Annotated in this window: 18 protein-coding genes, 4 tRNA genes, 1 other RNA gene and 1 pseudogene; 13 read left to right on the top strand and 11 right to left on the bottom strand. The window is 51.5% G+C overall.

The annotated features are described in order from the left end of the window. Position 1: 1 nt before the first annotated feature. Complete coding sequence (locus I6L54_RS08595) at positions 2 to 394, top strand: MerR family transcriptional regulator (RefSeq protein WP_040231455.1); 393 nt, start codon at positions 2 to 4, stop codon at positions 392 to 394. A 56-nt stretch (positions 395 to 450) separates the two neighbouring features. Here the strand turns inward: I6L54_RS08595 and gltX are convergent, their stop codons facing one another. Further along, positions 451 to 1,866, bottom strand: a complete 1,416-nt coding sequence (gene gltX, locus I6L54_RS08590) for a glutamate--tRNA ligase (protein ID WP_005130009.1) — start codon at positions 1,864 to 1,866, stop codon at positions 451 to 453. Positions 1,867 to 2,124: 258 nt separating this feature from the next. Here gltX and I6L54_RS08585 point away from each other — a divergent pair. From I6L54_RS08585 to I6L54_RS08565, 5 genes are all read left to right on the top strand, one after another. Then, positions 2,125 to 2,200: transfer RNA gene (locus I6L54_RS08585), tRNA-Val, on the top strand. Positions 2,201 to 2,246: 46 nt separating this feature from the next. Next, a tRNA-Val gene (locus tag I6L54_RS08580) sits at positions 2,247 to 2,322 on the top strand. Between the two features lie 47 nt (positions 2,323 to 2,369). Beyond that, positions 2,370 to 2,445: transfer RNA gene (locus I6L54_RS08575), tRNA-Val, on the top strand. Between the two features lie 4 nt (positions 2,446 to 2,449). Continuing rightward, positions 2,450 to 2,525: transfer RNA gene (locus I6L54_RS08570), tRNA-Lys, on the top strand. Between the two features lie 29 nt (positions 2,526 to 2,554). Next, positions 2,555 to 2,681: non-coding RNA, RtT sRNA (locus tag I6L54_RS08565), on the top strand. Positions 2,682 to 2,733: 52 nt separating this feature from the next. Here the strand turns inward: I6L54_RS08565 and I6L54_RS08560 are convergent. Genes I6L54_RS08560 through xapA form a run of 4 tightly spaced genes read right to left on the bottom strand, consistent with a single transcriptional unit; the run spans position 2,734 to position 6,021 of the window. Next, positions 2,734 to 3,618, bottom strand: a complete 885-nt coding sequence (locus I6L54_RS08560; protein WP_040231456.1) for a LysR family transcriptional regulator — start codon at positions 3,616 to 3,618, stop codon at positions 2,734 to 2,736. Positions 3,619 to 3,659: 41 nt separating this feature from the next. Further along, the gene (locus tag I6L54_RS08555; protein WP_005121292.1) at positions 3,660 to 3,818 is read right to left on the bottom strand and encodes a XapX domain-containing protein; all 159 of its coding nucleotides are present in this window, start codon (positions 3,816 to 3,818) and stop codon (positions 3,660 to 3,662) included. A gap of 54 nt (positions 3,819 to 3,872) precedes the next feature. Next, a complete protein-coding gene (locus I6L54_RS08550) occupies positions 3,873 to 5,129 on the bottom strand; it encodes a nucleoside permease (RefSeq protein WP_040231457.1) in 1,257 nt (418 codons plus the stop codon). Between the two features lie 58 nt (positions 5,130 to 5,187). Continuing rightward, a complete protein-coding gene (gene xapA / locus I6L54_RS08545) occupies positions 5,188 to 6,021 on the bottom strand; it encodes a xanthosine phosphorylase (protein WP_005121289.1) in 834 nt (277 codons plus the stop codon). A 256-nt stretch (positions 6,022 to 6,277) separates the two neighbouring features. Between xapA and I6L54_RS08540 the strand changes: the two genes are divergently transcribed. After that, on the top strand, positions 6,278 to 7,042 hold the full coding sequence (locus I6L54_RS08540; RefSeq protein WP_005121288.1) for a nucleoside-specific channel-forming Tsx family protein: 765 nt from the start codon (positions 6,278 to 6,280) through the stop codon (positions 7,040 to 7,042). A gap of 21 nt (positions 7,043 to 7,063) precedes the next feature. Here the strand turns inward: I6L54_RS08540 and I6L54_RS08535 are convergent, their stop codons facing one another. Beyond that, a complete protein-coding gene (locus I6L54_RS08535) occupies positions 7,064 to 7,990 on the bottom strand; it encodes a LysR family transcriptional regulator (RefSeq protein WP_040231458.1) in 927 nt (308 codons plus the stop codon). Between the two features lie 89 nt (positions 7,991 to 8,079). Here I6L54_RS08535 and I6L54_RS08530 point away from each other — a divergent pair, with 89 nt between their 5' ends. Continuing rightward, complete coding sequence (locus tag I6L54_RS08530) at positions 8,080 to 9,081, top strand: bile acid:sodium symporter family protein (protein ID WP_005121286.1); 1,002 nt, start codon at positions 8,080 to 8,082, stop codon at positions 9,079 to 9,081. Here I6L54_RS08530 and I6L54_RS08525 read toward each other — a convergent pair. The 3 genes from I6L54_RS08525 to zipA form a co-directional block, all read right to left on the bottom strand. Continuing rightward, positions 9,078 to 9,296 carry a DUF3820 family protein gene (locus I6L54_RS08525; RefSeq protein ID WP_003038102.1) on the bottom strand — a complete coding sequence of 73 codons (219 nt, stop codon included), beginning with the start codon at positions 9,294 to 9,296 and terminating at the stop codon, positions 9,078 to 9,080. The genes I6L54_RS08530 and I6L54_RS08525 overlap by 4 nt on opposite strands. A gap of 1 nt (position 9,297) precedes the next feature. Beyond that, the gene (gene ligA / locus I6L54_RS08520) at positions 9,298 to 11,313 is read right to left on the bottom strand and encodes an NAD-dependent DNA ligase LigA (RefSeq protein WP_040231460.1); all 2,016 of its coding nucleotides are present in this window, start codon (positions 11,311 to 11,313) and stop codon (positions 9,298 to 9,300) included. A gap of 71 nt (positions 11,314 to 11,384) precedes the next feature. Continuing rightward, positions 11,385 to 12,395: a cell division protein ZipA gene (gene zipA / locus I6L54_RS08515; RefSeq protein WP_040231463.1), complete on the bottom strand. Its 1,011-nt coding sequence runs from the start codon at positions 12,393 to 12,395 to the stop codon at positions 11,385 to 11,387. 230 nt (positions 12,396 to 12,625) lie between these two features. Between zipA and cysZ the strand changes: the two genes are divergently transcribed. From cysZ to crr, 5 genes are all read left to right on the top strand, one after another. Then, positions 12,626 to 13,387 (top strand): sulfate transporter CysZ, encoded by a 762-nt coding sequence (gene cysZ, locus I6L54_RS08510; RefSeq protein ID WP_005121960.1) that lies wholly within the window; start codon positions 12,626 to 12,628, stop codon positions 13,385 to 13,387. Between the two features lie 164 nt (positions 13,388 to 13,551). After that, on the top strand, positions 13,552 to 14,523 hold the full coding sequence (gene cysK, locus I6L54_RS08505) for a cysteine synthase A (RefSeq protein WP_005121957.1): 972 nt from the start codon (positions 13,552 to 13,554) through the stop codon (positions 14,521 to 14,523). Between the two features lie 383 nt (positions 14,524 to 14,906). Then, the gene (gene ptsH / locus I6L54_RS08500) at positions 14,907 to 15,164 is read left to right on the top strand and encodes a phosphocarrier protein Hpr (RefSeq protein ID WP_002913505.1); all 258 of its coding nucleotides are present in this window, start codon (positions 14,907 to 14,909) and stop codon (positions 15,162 to 15,164) included. A 45-nt stretch (positions 15,165 to 15,209) separates the two neighbouring features. Next, a complete protein-coding gene (gene ptsI, locus I6L54_RS08495) occupies positions 15,210 to 16,937 on the top strand; it encodes a phosphoenolpyruvate-protein phosphotransferase PtsI (RefSeq protein ID WP_040231467.1) in 1,728 nt (575 codons plus the stop codon). A 40-nt stretch (positions 16,938 to 16,977) separates the two neighbouring features. Beyond that, positions 16,978 to 17,487, top strand: a complete 510-nt coding sequence (gene crr / locus I6L54_RS08490; protein WP_000522253.1) for a PTS glucose transporter subunit IIA — start codon at positions 16,978 to 16,980, stop codon at positions 17,485 to 17,487. A gap of 134 nt (positions 17,488 to 17,621) precedes the next feature. Here the strand turns inward: crr and I6L54_RS08485 are convergent, their stop codons facing one another. After that, a complete protein-coding gene (locus I6L54_RS08485) occupies positions 17,622 to 17,861 on the bottom strand; it encodes a hypothetical protein (protein WP_005121950.1) in 240 nt (79 codons plus the stop codon). Then, a pseudogene (gene pdxK / locus I6L54_RS08480) lies at positions 17,858 to 18,737 on the bottom strand (pyridoxine/pyridoxal/pyridoxamine kinase). Before pdxK ends, I6L54_RS08485 begins: the two are co-directional and overlap by 4 nt. Positions 18,738 to 18,817 lie beyond the last annotated feature (80 nt).

Genomic DNA, 18,817 nt, shown 5'->3' with positions numbered 1-18,817 from the left:
TATGAAAAAATTACGCAGTAAAATGACCACCGAAGAGCTGGCTGAATGCCTCGGGGTCGCCAAACAAACCGTCAATCGTTGGATCAGAGAGCAAAACTGGACAACCGAAAAGTTTCCCGGTGTTAAAGGTGGTCGCGCAAGGCTTATTCATATTGATGCCGGCGTCCGAGAGTTTCTTCTCAATATTCCAGCTTTTCGCAAGGTGCCGGAATTTTATCAGGTAGAAGAACCGCTTGCCGAGTATACACACGTGGTTCGCAGTCACGCCTGCCGTCAGATAATCAGCGCACTGGATAACATGTCGCCAACAGAACAGGAAAAGCTGGCGATGTATATATCGCGCGAAGGTATTCGCACTTTCCTGACCCGTCTGGGCATTGATGAGTCTGAATAAATGCCAAAAAAAACGGCAGGGTATGCGCCTGCCGTTTTATCATATCTTAACCCGTCTTACTGCTGACTTTCACGCTCAGCAATGAACGCGAGCGCCTTGTTAATACGTTCAATGCTGCGAGATTTACCAATCGCATGCACAGTAACGTCTAACGCCGGAGACTGACCCGCACCGGTTACGGCTACGCGCAGCGGCATCCCGACTTTACCCATCCCCACTTCCAGCTCATCTGCGGTTGCCTGAATCGCGTGGTGCACGTTTTCTGCCGTCCACTCGCTAATCGCAGCCAGTTTGTCGCGAACCACTTCCAGCGGCTGACGCGCAACCGGACGCAGGTGTTTTTTCGCGGCGTCAGCATCAAACTCAGCAAAGTCTTCGTAGAAGTAGCGGCAGCTCTGCGCCATCTCTTTCAGCGTTTTGCAGCGCTCACCCAGCAGCTTGACCAGCTCTGACAGCTGCGGCCCAACGCGGGTATCAATATTTTCCTGCTCAATGTGCCATTGCAGATGCGTCGCCACATATTCTGGCGCCAGCGCATTAATGTAGTGATGGTTCAGCCACTGCAGTTTTTCAGTGTTGAACGCACTCGCAGACTTGCTCACCGCCCCCAGAGAGAACAGTTTGATCATCTCTTCACGGGTGAAGATCTCCTGATCGCCGCTGGACCAACCCAGACGTACCAGATAGTTCAGCAGCGCTTCCGGCAGGTAGCCGTCGTCGCGATACTGCATAACGCTGACCGCACCGTGACGTTTGGAGAGTTTTTTGCCGTCGTCGCCGTTGATCATCGATACGTGAGCATAAACCGGGACCGGTGCGTTCAACGCTTTCAGGATGTTGATCTGACGCGGGGTGTTGTTGATATGGTCTTCACCACGAATAACGTGGGTGATTTCCATATCCCAGTCATCAACAACGACACAGAAGTTGTAGGTCGGGGAACCGTCGGTACGGCGGATGATCAGGTCGTCCAGCTCCTGGTTGCTGAATTCGATCGGCCCACGGATCTGGTCATCAAAAATAACGGAACCGTCCTGTGGGTTGGCAAAACGCACCACGCAAGGTTCATCAGCAGCGTGATGTTCGTGGCCGTGACGGCAGCGCCCGTCGTAACGCGGTTTCTCGCCATTGGCCATCTGCTCTTCGCGCAGCGCGTCCAGACGCTCTTTGGAGCAGTAGCATTTATACGCGGTACCCGCTTCCAGCATCTCATCAATCACCGCATTGTAGCGATCAAAACGTTTGGTCTGAAAGTATGGGCCTTCATCCCATTCCAGATTCAGCCAGTTCATGCCATCCATAATGGCTTCAATAGCTTCCGGAGTGGAGCGTTCGAGATCGGTGTCTTCAATACGCAGCACAAACTCACCGCCATGGTTGCGTGCAAAAAGCCAGGAATAAAGAGCAGTACGCGCACCGCCGACGTGCAGGTAGCCTGTCGGGCTTGGCGCGAAGCGAGTTTTGATTTTCATGAAATGGCCTTACGTTTATAAAGATGCCGACAACCGGCAAATCCTGGGAAGATTATCAGGCTGGTATTCTATCACCGTGGTCTGATTCCTCAATGTTGTTCAGGCTGGAACATCACGCTTTGCCATTTTCGTATACAAATCATGCGGCATGGATTGTTTTGCGATCGTTTTGCTTAAATTTACGACGAACGAACAATTTCTTTAGAAAATGCGTTGACTCATTTTCAACTCTCCCTATAATGCGACTCCACACAGCGGGGGTGATTAGCTCAGCTGGGAGAGCACCTCCCTTACAAGGAGGGGGTCGGCGGTTCGAACCCGTCATCACCCACCAACTACTTTATGTAGTCTCCGCCGTGTAGAGTAAGAAATTGAGAAGTGGGTGATTAGCTCAGCTGGGAGAGCACCTCCCTTACAAGGAGGGGGTCGGCGGTTCGATCCCGTCATCACCCACCACTTTCTCGCCAGCTGGATTTCTTACAATAAAATTGAAGTACCGAAGTGGGTGATTAGCTCAGCTGGGAGAGCACCTCCCTTACAAGGAGGGGGTCGGCGGTTCGATCCCGTCATCACCCACCACTTCGGGTCGTTAGCTCAGTTGGTAGAGCAGTTGACTTTTAATCAATTGGTCGCAGGTTCGAATCCTGCACGACCCACCAATGTAAAAAAGCGCCCTAAAGGCGCTTTTTTGCTATCTGCAATTTGTAAGATTCGAACCTGCCGCAGGTTCGGTGTTGAGCGCAGCGAAACAACGGAGCCGTTTACGGCGACGGCCCGAGGGGCGAGCAAAGCGAGTCATCCTGCACGACCCACCAATGCAAAAAAGGGCGCTGGCGGCGCTTTTTTGCTATCTGCGATTTATACAAATCATGTTGTTAATGCTGTAACCAGTCTATTCAACGCCGGTGTAGCCTGCTGCTGCTCATAGACAATATACAAATCTGCCGGAATACGTTCCTCTAATGGCCGGAATACCACGCCAGGCCAGTTCATTTGCGCATAACCATCAGCCATCAGCGTAATGCCAATCCCCATACTGATCATCGCCAGCACCGTCTGCGGTTCGACCACTTCACGTGCTATCATCGGTGAAAATCCAGCCTGCTGACAAATTCGCTGTAAAAAAGCCCAATCTGAATGCACGGAAGGTAATGTGACAAAATATTCATTGCGCAGCGCCGCCAGTGGCACAGCCTGACATGCAGCCAGGTGATGCTCTTGTGGCACTGCGACTAAAAATGACGATTCGTGCAAACGCAGGCTGGCAAACCCCTCGGAGGGTTCAATCGCCATTCGCCAAATCCCGGCATCAAGTTCCCGACGCTCTAACAGCGCCATCTGCATACCTGGAGATTTCTCGCGAAACAGTACCTCAACATTGGGGTTTGCTTTCAAAAAATGGTGCATTGCAGGGCGCATTCTGCCCCACAGCGCCGTACCGACTACGCCGAGTTCAATGCGCCCAGCTTCACCGCGACCAATCTGCTCCACCCGCGCCAGCGCTTGATTTGCACTGGCCAGCAAACGGCGCGACTCCTCCATCAAAACTTTCCCCGCATGGGTTAACGCCACGCTGCGAGAATGGCGAATAAAAAGCAATGTACCCAGTTGGTTTTCCAGTTCCTTAATGTGAACACTAAGCGGTGGCTGAGACATATTCAGACGCGCTGCAGCGCGCCCAAAATGGAGTTCTTCCGCTACGGCAAGAAAATAACGTAACAACTTAAGGTCTGTTCGATATACACGTTCTATGGTTAAGCACTCCGCAGCGGTGATAAGGGTCCATCACGTTATCATGGCATAAAGTACTTCACCACCAGATAACCTATATACATAAATACAATTGATAATATTCCCGGTAATACATTTGGAGCAGGAATAGGTAATCGTAATAATGTAAAAATGGCCCCAATGCCAAAACCAACACCCGAAGAGAAAAATATTTCTTTCACGCACTATCCTTTATAATTTAAAGCAGCCCTGACAACCAGAGCTGCTAATCCTTTTTAATGTGCAACCGCACGATTCGCTATTTTATCCGGGTCATGTTTGTATCTAAACCCGAAGAAAAATAGCACAGCGAGAAATAATGCATACCCCGCAAATACCAGCCAGATAGTTTGCCAATCCTTGACGCCATCGACAGAAAAATAGTCCACCGCCATCCCGCTCAGGATTGACCCCACCCACGCACCAACGCCGTTTACCATGGTCATAAACAGCCCCTGAGCGCTGGCGCGAATGCTGGAGTCCACTTCCTGCTCAACAAACACTGACCCCGAGATATTGAAAAAGTCAAATGCACAACCGTAGACAATCATCGACATAAGCAGCAGGATGAAACCGATTGGTGACGGGTCGCCAAAAGCAAAGAAACCAAAGCGCAGCGTCCATGCCAGCATGCTCATCAGCATCACCGTTTTAATACCAAACCGCTTCAGGAAGAACGGGATGGTAAGAATAAATCCGACCTCAGCCATTTGCGAAACGGACAGTAAAATAGACGGATATTTCACCACAAAGCTGTTGGCAAACTCAGGGTTACGGGCAAAATCATGTAAGAACGGATTGCCAAAGACGTTGGTGATTTGCAATACCGCGCCCAGCATCATGGCAAAGAGAAAGAAAATGGCCATACGCGGATTTTTAAATAATACAAACGCATCCAGCCCGAGTTTACTGGCAAGCGTTGCAGTGGCTTTTTTCTCTACTACCGGAATTTTTGGTAACGTCAACGCATAACCCGCCAGCACTAACGAGGCCCCGGAGGCAATATAAAGTTGCAGGTTACTCAGCTCAAGATGCAGCAGACTGACCGACCACATAGCAATGATAAAGCCTATCGTGCCAAACACGCGGATGGGGGGAAAACGAGTCACCGGGTCAAGACCCGCCTGCGCGAGGCAGGAGTAAGAGACGCTATTGGATAAGGCAATGGTTGGCATAAAGGCCATCGCATTGATAAGCATCACCCAAAACATCATATCGGCGTCGGTGACCGAGGCGGAGTAGAAAAGTACGCCAGCACAAACCAAATGGCAGAGCATATAAGCGCGCTCCGCTCTGAGCCATTTATCAGCAATAATCCCCATAATACCGGGCATAATAATCGCCGCGATACCTTTGGAGCTATACACCATACCAACGTCTGCACCGGTAAAACTCAGGGTATTAATCATGTAAGATCCGAGGGTCGTCAGCCAACTTCCCCAGATAAAATATTGCAAAAAGGACATTACCTTTAAGCGAGAAGTGATGCTCATCATCGTTTCCTTATCGCATCAATAGACCTCATCTCCGAGGTCTTTTATGTTGTTTTTATCAGGCAATTTTGCGCAGAAAGCCGCAAATAAGATTGATAAAGTTCTGTCGCGAAAGTTCCGCCGCAGCCAGCGTTTGCGCATGGGAGAGTTTTACATCGCCCAGTCCTTCCGCCAGGTTGGTAATCGCGGATACGGCAACGACTTTAAGACCGCAATGACGAGCAGTTATCACTTCCGGCACAACGGACATCCCTACCACGTCGCCACCAATAATCTGCATCATGCGAATTTCTGCCGCCGTTTCAAAATTTGGCCCCGGATAAGAGACAAATACGCCTTCGCTCAGCGGGAAACCTTCTTCTGCGGCAACGGTTTGCAGGATTGCACGATAGTCAGCATCATAGGCATTCGCCAGCGAAAAGAATCGCTCGCCAAAACGATCATCATTCGCACCTACCATCGGCGTACCTGGCATGGTGTTGATATGATCGTGTAACGCCACCAGACTCCCCGGACCGACTTCTGGACGCAAAGACCCCGCCGCATTGGTGCAGAACAGCACTTCACAACCCAGCAATTTTAAAGTACGAATCGCGTCGGTCATGATGGTCATACCCCGGCCTTCATAGAAATGACCACGACCTTTCATACAGGCAACAGGCACACCGGCCAGATGACCGAGCACCAGCTCTCCTGCGTGTCCGTGGACGGTGCTGACAGGAAAGCCAGGTAGTTTTTCATAGGAAATGGCGACCGCATTCTCAATTTGCTCCGCCAGCGCACCAAGCCCGGAACCTAAAATAAACGCCACCCGAGGGGTAAAACCCAGTTTGTACGCGCGAATAATATCAACACAATACTCAGGATTATGAGAAAAGAGAGCGTGAGGCATAAATATCCTTTTTCTATCAGGTTAAATTTGACTCCTTTTTATAACGACGTTCACACCATGCTGACCAATACACTTTTCGTACCTTATCAATAGTCATTCGATATCGGTGGATTTAGATCCATCCTGTATTAATACCCGGACAAAACAGTATTGGTGGTTGTTTGTTTTCCGCATTAACAATATGCCGATTTTATTCTTATAAATTACTCACTTGTTCGTTAAACCATTAATAAAAATCGGCATAGGAAAATATGCGATGAAAAAACAGCTTCTCACTCTGGCACTCTCTTCTTTACTCATTATTCCCGCACTATCCCATGCGGAATTTAAAGGCGGATTCGCCGATATTGGCCTGCATTACCTCGACTGGACCTCAGAGACTACAGAAAAAACCAGTAAAAAATCACACAAAGATGATTTTGGTTATCTGGAACTTGAAGGCGGTGCAAACTTTAGCTGGGGGGAAATGTACGGATTCTTCGACTGGGAGAATTTCTACAATGCTCGTCACGCAAAACCCGGTAGCGAACAACGCTACACCTTCAAAAATACCAACCGTATCTATCTGGGGGATACGGGGCTAAACCTCTATCTCCATGCCTACGGAACTTACGGCTCACCGAATCGCGCTAACTTTCATGATGATATGTTTCTCTATGGTTTGGGCTATAACTTCACAGGTAACGGCTACTGGTTTAAACCCTTCTTTGCCAAGCGCTATACCGACCAGACCTATTACACAGGGGATAACGGTTATGTGATGGGTTGGGTGGCTGGATATAGCTTCTTGCTGGGCAGTGAGAAATTCAGTGTGACGAACTGGAATGAGTACGAATTTGATCGCGATGCAACCTACGCCGCAGGTAATGGTGGTAAAGACGGCATTAATGGCGCGGTCGCATTCTGGTGGAACGCCACCCCGCATCTGACCGCCGGCATTCAATACCGCTACGCCGATAATAAACTGGGGGAATCCTTCTTGCAGGACGGTATTATTTACTCCATCAAATACCTGTTTTAACGCATTACATCAGCCAGATAGTTAGATTTGATACAACGGATCGCGGGCACGACCAGCGGTTAATTCACTGGCCTGCATGCGCACCACGTCCCACAGCGCCTGAGCAGCGGTTGATAAAGAGCGGTTCTTACGTCGAGCCAGCATCAGTTGTCGTTCCACAACCGGCGTCAGGCGCTTAACCTGCAAGTGGCTACCCTGCGGTAAGGGGAGCGCCAGTGCGGGTAACACGCTGATGCCAATCCCCGCTTCAACCATCGGGAACAGCGTGGCGGGATGACCAATCTCCTGAACAATATTGGCATCAATGGAAAAATGGGCCAACGCTGCATCGATCAGCGGTTGGCTACCGGAGGCATAATCCTGCAAAACCAGGCGCTCATGCTGCAGATCCTGCCAGTTAATCCATTCCCGATGAGCGAGCGGGTGATCCTGACGACACAACAACAAAAACGGCTCCGATAGCACCGCTTCACACTGCAGATCGGTCACGGCTCCCGGGTCAATCACAATGCCAAAATCCACCTCTCCCTGACGAATACTCTCCAGTACCCATTGTTGTGGCCTGTCGTGCAGGACAAAATCGATTGCCGGATAAAGCTGGTTGCTCTGCGCAATACACTGCGGAATGAGATGCGCGGAAATCGTCTGGCTGGCAGCCACACGCACCGTACCGGTTAACTGCGTACCAACCTGACCGGCTTCGCGCAGCGTACCGTGCAGTTCATCCAGAATGCGTTCCAGCCGTGCCGCCAGTTGCTGTCCGGCTTCCGTCAGCACCACCTCGCGCGTTGTACGATCCAGTAACCGGACCCCCGTCTGCCCTTCCAGCTCTTTTACACTATGACTAACCGCCGACTGGCTTAAGCCGATGATATCCCCCGCCCGGCTAAAACTTTTGGCCTGAGCGACGGTGACAAAGATGCGTAATTGGCGCAAAGAATAATTCATCGATTCGATTCATATATAGATGCAATAAATCAATTTTATTTCTCAAATGGAAAAACGCAAAATGTGAGTACCGAATTTCAGGAGCTTTTATGAAACTTTTTCGTATCCTTGATCCGTTCACGATTACGCTGATTACCGTCGTTTTGCTGGCGTCATTTTTCCCGGCCGAGGGCGGCTTTGTTCCTTTCTTTGAAGGCCTAACCACCGCCGCTATTGCGCTGCTCTTTTTTATGCACGGCGCAAAGCTCTCGCGTGAAGCCATTATTGCCGGCGGTAGCCACTGGCGTTTACATCTGTGGGTCATGTGCAGCACCTTTGTGGTCTTCCCCGTGCTGGGCGTCCTGTTTGCCTGGTGGGCACCGGTCAACGTTGATCCGATGCTCTACACGGGTTTCTTGTACCTGTGCATTTTGCCTGCCACGGTGCAATCGGCAATTGCCTTTACGTCACTGGCGGGCGGTAACGTTGCCGCCGCCGTGTGCTCCGCCTCTGCCTCCAGCCTGTTGGGTATTTTCCTCTCGCCGCTGTTGGTCGGACTGGTGATGAATATGCATGGTGCAGAGGGCAGCCTGGAGCAGGTAGGGAAAATCATGCTGCAACTGCTGCTGCCGTTCGTACTCGGGCATCTTTCACGTCCATGGATTGGCGACTGGGTATCGCGCCATAAAAAATGGATCGCCAAAACGGACCAGTCATCCATTCTGCTGGTGGTTTACTCCGCTTTCAGTGAGGCGGTCGTGAACGGGATCTGGCACAAAGTTGGGGTCGGTTCACTGCTGTTTATTGTGATTGTGAGCCTTGTATTACTGGCCATCGTAATTGGTATCAACGTCTTTGTGGCGCGTAAATGCGGCTTCAACACAGCCGATGAAATTACCATTGTCTTCTGTGGGTCGAAAAAGAGCCTGGCGAACGGGATCCCCATGGCCAATATTCTGTTCCCGACTTCGGTGATTGGTATGATGGTGCTGCCGTTGATGATCTTCCATCAAATTCAGCTGATGGTCTGTGCGGTTCTGGCGCGTCGTTATAAGCGCCAGACGGACGCATTACAGGCGGCGCAGCAGAATACCCGCGCCGCGAAGGCTTAAAGCGGGCGTTTCAGGGGCTGTACCAACTGTGTCAGCCCCTCGGTTTTAATCAGCAGCGTGATTTGCATTAGCTCACCCAGTTTGCCCGGTGGAAATTCATCTTTACGGGCAAACCACAGCAGATACTCTTCCGGCACGTCAATCAGCCGACGCCCCTTATATTTTCCAAAAGGCATCACGGTATTGGCGATTTCAACCAGCTGCTCTTTTTCCATCTCAAGCACCCAGCAAGCGGATCATTTCAGCTTCGTCGATCACGGCAATGCCCAACTCCTGCGCTTTTGCCAGTTTAGAGCCCGCCGCTTCCCCCGCAATCACCAGATCGGTTTTCTTCGACACGCTCCCCGCCACTTTCGCACCCAGCTCGATCAGACGCGCTTTGGCATCATCGCGCGACATCAGACTCAGGCTACCGGTCAGCACAATCGTTTTACCGGCAAACGGGCTGTCGATTTCTTCAGCGTTGATAACCACCGGCGCTGGCCAGTGAATACCCTGCGCCAGTAACTGAACGATCACCTCGCGGTTGCTCTCTTCGGCAAAGAAGTTAAACACGTGAGTGGCCACTACAATGCCCACATCCGGTACTTTTTGCAGCTCTTCAATGGAAGCCGCTTCCAGCGCATCCAGCGTACCGAAGTATGCAGCCAGACCTGCAGCCGTCGCTTCGCCGACTTCACGAATACCCAGCGCGTAGAGGAAACGGGCAAACGTGGTCTCTTTCGCTTTTTCTAGCGCATTCACTACGTTTTGCGCCGACTTCGGCCCCATTCGATCAAGGCCGGTCAGCTTACCTGCAGTCAACGTGAACAGATCCGCTGGTGTGTGCACGTACTCTTTCTCGACCAGTTGATCGATAATTTTGTCGCCCATGCCGTCAACGTCCAGCGCACGACGGGAAACGAAGTGTTTGAGCGACTCTTTACGCTGCGCACCACAGATTAAACCGCCAGTGCAGCGAGTAACGGCTTCGCCTTCCACGCGTTCAACGTCAGAGTTACACACCGGACAATGAGTGGGGAACTCGATTTCACACGTATCTTCCGGGCGTTCGGAAAGTACAACGTTCACCACCTGCGGGATGACATCACCCGCACGGCGAATAACGACTTTGTCGCCAATCCGCAAACCCAGCCGCTCGATTTCGTCAGCGTTATGCAGCGTTGCGTTACTAACAAGCACGCCAGCCACCTGCACCGGCTCAAGGCGGGCGACGGGCGTAATCGCGCCGGTACGACCGACCTGAAACTCAACGTCACGAACAAAAGTCATCTGTTCCTGCGCCGGGAACTTAAAGGCTACCGCCCAGCGCGGTGCGCGGGCAACAAAGCCCAGTTGCTCCTGCAGCGCCATGGAGTTGACTTTGACAACCACGCCGTCAATATCGAATCCCAGCGTCGGTCGGTCTTCTTCAACCTTATGATAGTAAGCAAGTACTTCCTCCGGAGAGTCGCAAAGCGCCACTCTGTCGCTCACCGGCAGCCCCCACGCTTTAAATTGCAGCAGGCGACCCAGATGGGTATCAGGCAACTCGCCGCCTTCCAGTACGCCGACGCCATAGCAGAAGAAAGTAAGCGGTCGCTTCGCTGTAATACGTGGATCGAGCTGACGCAGTGACCCGGCCGCCGCGTTACGCGGGTTAGCAAACACTTTGTTGCCAGTGCGGCGTGCTTCTTCGTTGATTTTTTCAAACCCGGCCTGTGGCATAAACACTTCGCCGCGCACTTCCAGGCGAGCCGGAATATTATCTCCGCGCAGCTTCAGCGGAATGGCACGAATAGTGCGGACGTTCGAAGTGATGTCTTCGCCGGTGGTGCCGTCACCGCGCGTCGCGGCGCTGACGAACATACCGTTTTCATACAGGATACTGACCGCCAGGCCGTCCAGCTTAAGCTCGCAGCACCAGGTCAGTTTATCCGTGCTCTTCAGTCTGTCCTGAACGCGCTTGTTAAAAGCAAGGAAGCTCTCTTCGTCAAAAACGTTGTCCAACGACAGCATCGGCACTTCATGGCGAATCTGGCTGAACGCCGCCAGCGGCTCGGCACCTACGCGCTGGGTGGGTGAATCGGGCGTGACAAGTTCAGGATGCTGCACTTCCAGTTCACGCAGTTCACGCATCAGGCGGTCATACTCCGCGTCCGGCAGTTCCGGGGCATCTAAAACATGATACAGATATTCATGATGGCGAAGCGTCGCTCGCAGTTCATTCAGTTGTTGTTCTATAGATTGCATATCACACCATCAATGATAAAAAACCCCCGACAGGCGGGGGTTCAGAAAGGAGAGGTCACGCCAGAGGAAAATCAGGCGTGAGATTCTTTAACTTCGCGGATGCGGTCCTGATACTCGCGCAGTTTCTGCGGCGTCATCATACGACGTTGATCGTCGAGCACCACACCGCCCACTTCATCGGCAATGTGCTGTGCGGACTGCAGCATCAGCTTGAAGTTTTGCAACTCGTCGCCATAGGACGGAACCTGCATAAAGATAGTGACGCCCGGCGTGCTGAAATCGCCGGTCATCTCAGGGTCAAACGTCCCTGGGTTAACCATATTGGCAAGACTGAACAGCGACGGGCCACTACCATCCGGGCTGAGATGACGATGGAAAATGTTCATATCGCCAAATTTAAAACCAGCCTGCTGAATGCTGTTGAGCAACACTTCACCGTTGAGCTCGCTGCCATGATGCGCCGCAACGTTCATAATGATGACCGCTTCTTTACGCTGCGGTTTTTCAGCAACGGGCGCTTCTTCAACAACCGGTTCAGGCTGCAGTTGATGTTCAACGGCAGGCTCTGCGGGCTGGAAGGTCTGTGGCGCAGATTGCGGTGCTTGCTGCACGGGCTGCTGAACCTGCGGGGCGACGGGCTGATGTTGCATCGGCTGCTGCGCAGGTTGCTGCTGAACAGGCTGATGTTGCACTGGCTGCTGCGGTTGTACGGGCTGCTGCGGCTGCTGAACATGCGGCGGTACCGGCGCTTGTGCAGGCTGCTGCGCGTGTTGACGCGGCTGAGCAGACGCATAAGGCGGCTGGTACTGGTGTTGCGGCGACTGAGGAGGAACACCATGTTCCTGCACGTTACCGGGAGCATGATTCACACGATGCACGCGGACTTCGCCCACGCCTTCGTCTTCCTCGACGTTGTCGTCGTAGGAGTCCTCGTCATCACGTTTAGACTTCATGCGTTTCAGTGGGCGATCGCGGAATATAGAAGACCGCTCTTTACGGCTAGTCCAAAAACCATGTACCAGTAAAGCGATTATGGCGATCGCGCCAACAATGATTAATATCAGACGCAAATCCTGCATCATTATATTCTCTGTTGTTCTAACACCTTGCCACCACGGCAAACATTTACTCACTAAGAGTATTTGTCGATTACGCCAAGTGCAAGTGTACTCTTGGCTTTCACAGCATAAAGATGAACAAAATTGTGCTTTTTGCTGTTTTTTCGAACATTTCCGAACAGCTTAACGCTCAACAACCCGGTAAGATACGCAAAGTTTACCAGAGCTTATATAACAAGGAGTATGTCCTGACCATGGTTTCATCATCTGCAGTTGTACCTCGCAGCGGTTTTTACTACTTTTCTCAGGGATGGAAACTCATCACTCAACCGGGAATTCGTCGCTTTGTTATCCTGCCTTTACTGGTGAATATTCTGCTGATGGGCGGCGCATTCTGGTGGCTGTTTACGCAACTTGACAGTTGGATCCCCGCGCTGATGAGCCACGTCCCGAACTGGCTACAGTGGCTTAGCTATTTGCTCTGGCCGATTGTCACGATCTCCGTGCTACTGGTGTTTGGCTACCTGTTCTCTACCATCGCCAACTGGATTGCCGCACCGTTTAACGGCTTATTGGCAGAACAACTCGAAGCCCGCCTGACAGGCGCGACGCCGCCTGACACTGGCGTTCTTGGCATCATGAAAGACGTGCCGCGTATTATGAAGCGCGAATGGCAAAAGCTGGCGTGGTATCTCCCGCGCGCCTTTGTGTTACTGCTCCTCTATTTTATCCCCGGCGTGGGGCAGACCGTCGCACCTGTACTGTGGTTCCTGTTCAGCGCGTGGATGCTGGCTATTCAATATTGTGATTATCCGTTCGACAACCACAAAGTGCCCTTTAAAGAGATGCGTATCGCCCTGCGCACACACAAAGTCACCAACATGCAGTTCGGTGCGCTAACCAGTCTGTTTACGATGATCCCGGTGCTCAATCTGTTCATCATGCCAGTCGCGGTTTGTGGTGCCACGGCGATGTGGGTAGACTGCTACCGTGCTAAACACGCGTTATGGAAGTAATGCAAAAATGTGTAAAACAGGGGGGGGCTTATGCCGTCCCTTATTCCATACTGACGTCGAATATTTCCTTTCTGAATATAGATATGCTAAATCCTTACTTCCCCATACTTTCTCAACAGGTATGCTGAAGCGGTATCCCAATTTCATACAGTTAAGGACAGGCCATGAGTAAGATTTTTGAAGACAACTCGCTGACTATCGGTCATACGCCGCTGGTTCGACTGAACCGTATCGGTAACGGACGCATTCTGGCGAAGGTGGAGTCACGTAACCCGAGCTTCAGCGTCAAATGCCGTATCGGTGCCAATATGATTTGGGATGCCGAAAAACGTGGTGTACTGAAGCCGGGCGTTGAGTTGGTCGAACCGACCAGCGGTAACACCGGGATCGCGCTGGCCTACGTTGCTGCCGCCCGTGGTTACAAACTCACCCTGACGATGCCTGAAACCATGAGCATTGAGCGCCGCAAGTTGCTGAAGGCATTGGGTGCAAACCTGGTGCTGACCGAAGGCGCGAAAGGCATGAAGGGCGCGATTCAAAAGGCAGAAGAGATTGTTGCCAGCGACCCAGAAAAATTCCTGCTGCTGCAGCAGTTCAGCAACCCGGCTAACCCGGAAATCCACGAGAAAACCACCGGCCCGGAAATCTGGGAAGATACTGATGGTCAGGTTGATGTGTTTATCTCAGGCGTAGGTACCGGCGGTACGCTGACCGGGGTGACTCGCTACATTAAAGGAACCAAGGGCAAAACGGACCTCATCACCGTTGCCGTTGAGCCGACAGATTCTCCGGTTATAGCCCAGGCGCTGGCGGGCGAAGAGCTGAAACCGGGTCCGCACAAAATTCAGGGCATTGGCGCAGGCTTCATTCCTGGTAACCTTGACCTGAAGCTTATCGATAAAGTGGTTGCCATCACCAATGATGAAGCGATTTCCACGGCGCGCCGCCTGATGGAAGAAGAAGGTATTCTGGCAGGTATCTCTTCAGGTGCTGCGGTTGCTGCCGCGCTTAAGCTCCAGGAAGATGAATCCTTTACCAATAAGAATATAGTGGTTATTCTACCGTCATCGGGTGAGCGTTATCTGAGCACAGCACTGTTTGCCGATCTCTTCACTGAGAAAGAACTGCAACAGTAATGCCAGCATGTTAAAAAGGCGTAAAAAAGCACCCTTTTGGGTGCTTTTTTGTGGCCTGCTTCAAAGTTTCAATCCACCTGGCATTGATTCAACCCGCCGGAACTGGTATTTAACCAAACTAATTATTTTGATGCGCGAAATTAATCGTTACAGGAAAAGCGCTAGCTGAATCGATTTTATGATTTGGTTCAACTCTTCCTTTCGCGGCATAATGTTTAATGACGAACGAAACGTCAGCGGCAAGAAGTTGCCAGCAACGGATTGCACCGAACTCCTTTTGTGTCGCGTCCTGTTTACGTCGGCGCTAACAATACAGGCTAAAGTTGAACCGCCAGGCTAGACTTTAGTTCCACAACACTAAACCTATAAGTTGGGGAAATATAATGTTCCAGCAAGAAGTTACCATTACCGCTCCGAACGGTCTGCATACTCGCCCTGCTGCTCAATTTGTTAAAGAAGCAAAAGGCTTTACATCTGAAATCACTGTGACTTCCAACGGCAAAAGCGCTAGCGCAAAAAGCCTGTTTAAGCTGCAGACTCTGGGCCTGACTCAGGGCACCGTTGTTACCCTTTCCGCAGAAGGCGAAGACGAGCAGAAAGCAGTTGAGCATCTGGTTAAACTGATGGCTGAACTCGAGTAAGTTCAACGAGTTCTTTTAAATATCAGTCACAAGTAAGGTAGGGTTATGATTTCAGGCATTTTAGCATCCCCGGGTATCGCTTTCGGCAAGGCACTGCTGCTGAAAGAAGACGAAATCGTCATTGACCGGAAAAAAATTTCTGCCGACAAGGTTGATCAGGAAGTTGAACGTTTTCTGAGCGGTCGTGCCAAGGCATCTGCGCAACTGGAAGCGATCAAAACCAAAGCTGGTGAAACATTCGGTGAAGAAAAAGAAGCCATCTTTGAAGGGCATATCATGCTGCTCGAAGATGAGGAGCTGGAGCAGGAAATCATAGCCCTGATTAAAGATAAGCACATGACGGCTGACGCAGCTGCACATGAGATTATCGAAGGTCAGGCCACAGCCCTGGAAGAGCTGGATGATGAATACCTGAAAGAACGTGCGGCTGACGTACGTGACATCGGTAAACGCCTGCTGCGTAACATCCTGGGTCTGGCAATTATCGACCTGAGCGCTATCCAGGAAGAAGTTATCCTGGTTGCCGCTGACTTGACCCCGTCAGAAACCGCACAGCTGAACCTCGAAAAGGTGCTGGGTTTCATTACTGACGCAGGTGGACGTACCTCTCATACCTCAATTATGGCGCGTTCTTTGGAACTGCCTGCCATCGTCGGTACCGGTAGCGTCACCTCTCAGGTGAAAAACGACGACTATCTGATTCTGGATGCCGTAAACAATCAGGTTTACGTCAATCCGACCAACGACGTTATCGAACAACTGCGTACCGTTCAGGAGCAGGTTGCTACCGAGAAAGCGGAACTCGCTAAGCTGAAAGATCTGCCGGCTATCACGCTGGACGGTCACCAGGTTGAAGTGTGTGCCAACATCGGTACCGTTCGTGACGTTGAAGGCGCTGAGCGTAATGGCGCTGAAGGCGTAGGTCTGTATCGCACCGAATTCCTGTTCATGGATCGTGAATCGCTGCCGACTGAAGAAGAACAGTTTGCTGCGTATAAAGCCGTGGCTGAAGCCTGTGGCTCTCAGGCGGTCATCGTCCGTACCATGGACATCGGCGGCGATAAAGAGCTGCCGTACATGAACTTCCCGAAAGAAGAGAACCCGTTCCTGGGCTGGCGTGCCGTACGTATCGCCATGGATCGTAAAGAGATCCTGCGTGACCAGGTTCGCGCTATCCTGCGTGCCTCTGCTTTCGGCAAACTGCGCATCATGTTCCCAATGATCATCTCTGTTGAAGAAGTGCGCGCACTGCGCAAAGAGATCGAAATCTACAAACAGGAACTGCGCGACGAAGGTAAAGCATTTGACGAAAGCATTGAGATTGGCGTGATGGTGGAAACACCGGCTGCGGCAACCATTGCGCGTCACTTAGCCAAAGAAGTTGATTTCTTTAGTATCGGCACCAATGATTTAACGCAGTACACCCTGGCAGTTGACCGTGGTAATGATATGATTTCACACCTTTACCAACCAATGTCGCCATCTGTGCTGACGCTGATCAAGCAAGTTATTGATGCTTCTCATGCTGAAGGCAAATGGACTGGCATGTGTGGTGAGCTTGCAGGCGACGAACGTGCTACACTTCTGTTGCTGGGGATGGGTCTGGACGAATTCTCTATGAGCGCCATTTCTATCCCGCGCATTAAGAAGATTATCCGTAACACGAACTTCGAAGATGCGAAGGTGTTAGCAGAGCAGGCTCTTGCTCAACCGACAACGGACGAGTTAATGACGCTGGTTAACAAGTTCATTGAAGAAAAAACAATCTGCTAATCCACGAGATGCGGCCCAATTTACTGCTTAGGAGAAGATCATGGGTTTGTTCGATAAACTGAAATCTCTGGTTTCTGATGATAAGAAAGACACCGGAACTATTGAGATTGTTGCTCCGCTCTCTGGCGAGATCGTCAACATCGAAGACGTGCCGGATGTAGTTTTTGCTGAAAAAATCGTTGGTGATGGCATCGCTATCAAACCAACCGGTAACAAAATGGTTGCTCCTGTTGACGGCACCATCGGCAAAATCTTTGAAACCAACCACGCTTTCTCTATCGAATCCGACAGCGGCATTGAGCTGTTTGTTCACTTCGGTATTGATACCGTTGAACTAAAAGGCGAAGGCTTTAAGCGTATCGCTGAAGAAGGTCAGCGCGTGAAAGTGGGCGACCCGGTTATTGAATTCGATCTGCCGCTGCTGGAAGAAAAAGCCAAGTCTACCCTGACTCCGGTTGTTATCTCCAACATGGACGAAATCAAAGAACTGATCAAACTGTCCGGTAGCGTGACCGTGGGTGAAACCCCGGTTATCCGCATCAAGAAGTAATTCTTGCGTAGGCCGGATAAGGCGTTTACGCCGCCATCCGGCAATCAGGCAATACCTTGCCGGATGGCGCTACGCTTATCCGGCCTACAAAGAATCTCGTATCGTAGGCCGGATAAGCGTAGCGCCATCCGCCATTAAATGTGCGCGGTCATCGGTCGATAATACGCCTCACGCATCAGGATTTTCATGCCCTCCGGCCCGCTCTCCAGCATCCGCCGTTCCGAATCCGCCACCAACAACTCACAGTCGTAACCACCTGCAATACCAAACATGGCTCGCGCCACGCAGATATCTTCCAGCGCCGTTGTCCCGCTGGTGTCAAAATGTCCAACCATACGCCCATTCTGGCGAACCACCAGCCGGTAACTCTTCATCGCGCCTCCCCTGCCGGTGGCAGAATTAACTCATCACAACCGCACTGGTTGGTCCACGTCATCACTTCCAGCACGCGCTGTGCAGCATCGTGCGTGGCAGCAGTAAGTGATTTTCCCAACACGATACCGCTCACCAGTTCAGCGCAGAACAGATCGCCGGTCCCCTTCAGGTCTGTTTTTCAGGTCTGTTTTCACCCGCGGATGGGCTAGCACCTCAACCGTTTCAGCTGTCACGACGGCAACCTGAATGACCTCCTCGGTTTCTCCCGGTGCGCTGGTGATTACCACCCATTTCAGCGTATCGGTGAGCAGCGATTTGGCTGCCGATATCGCTTCATCCAGCGTGCGACAAGGTTTACCGCTCAATATCTGCAGCTCAAACACGTTTGGCGTCAGTCCCTGTGCCAGCGGTAGCAGATGCTTGCGATACGCCTGCGGTATTTCGGCCTTTACGTACATGCCGCTGTCCGTATCGCCAATCACCGGATCGACCAGAATACACAGTTCCGGATGCGTGGCCCGAACGGTCTCCAGCCACTGTGCCAGCAGAGCGATTTGTTCCGCACTTCCCATATACCCCGTGGTCACCGCTTTTAACTCACGTAACGCATCGCGTTCATTTAAGGCGCGAAGATAGCCGCTAAACCAGTCGGCCGGGATAACACCACCATAAAAGGTCTCATAATGCGGTGTATTGCTGAACAGTACCGTTGGGATCGCAGTGACGCGTAATCCCTGCGCTTTGATGGCTGGGACGGCGATACTGTTGCCTACGCTGCCATACACCACCTGTGACTGGACGGCGACGATATCGGTTTGTAACGCCCGATGCTTGTCGTCGAAGAGCACTGACTGTATTTCACTCTCCTGCTGCATAAACTTCTCCTCTCGCTGGACAGCGGGCTATCGCCTCACTATTATCGTCATATGCTAAAATTCATTTTGTCATAGGTCAA

This window comes from Citrobacter pasteurii (assembly GCF_019047765.1).
GTDB lineage: Bacteria > Pseudomonadota > Gammaproteobacteria > Enterobacterales > Enterobacteriaceae > Citrobacter > Citrobacter pasteurii.
This window is presented reverse-complemented; position numbering and strand designations above follow the sequence as displayed.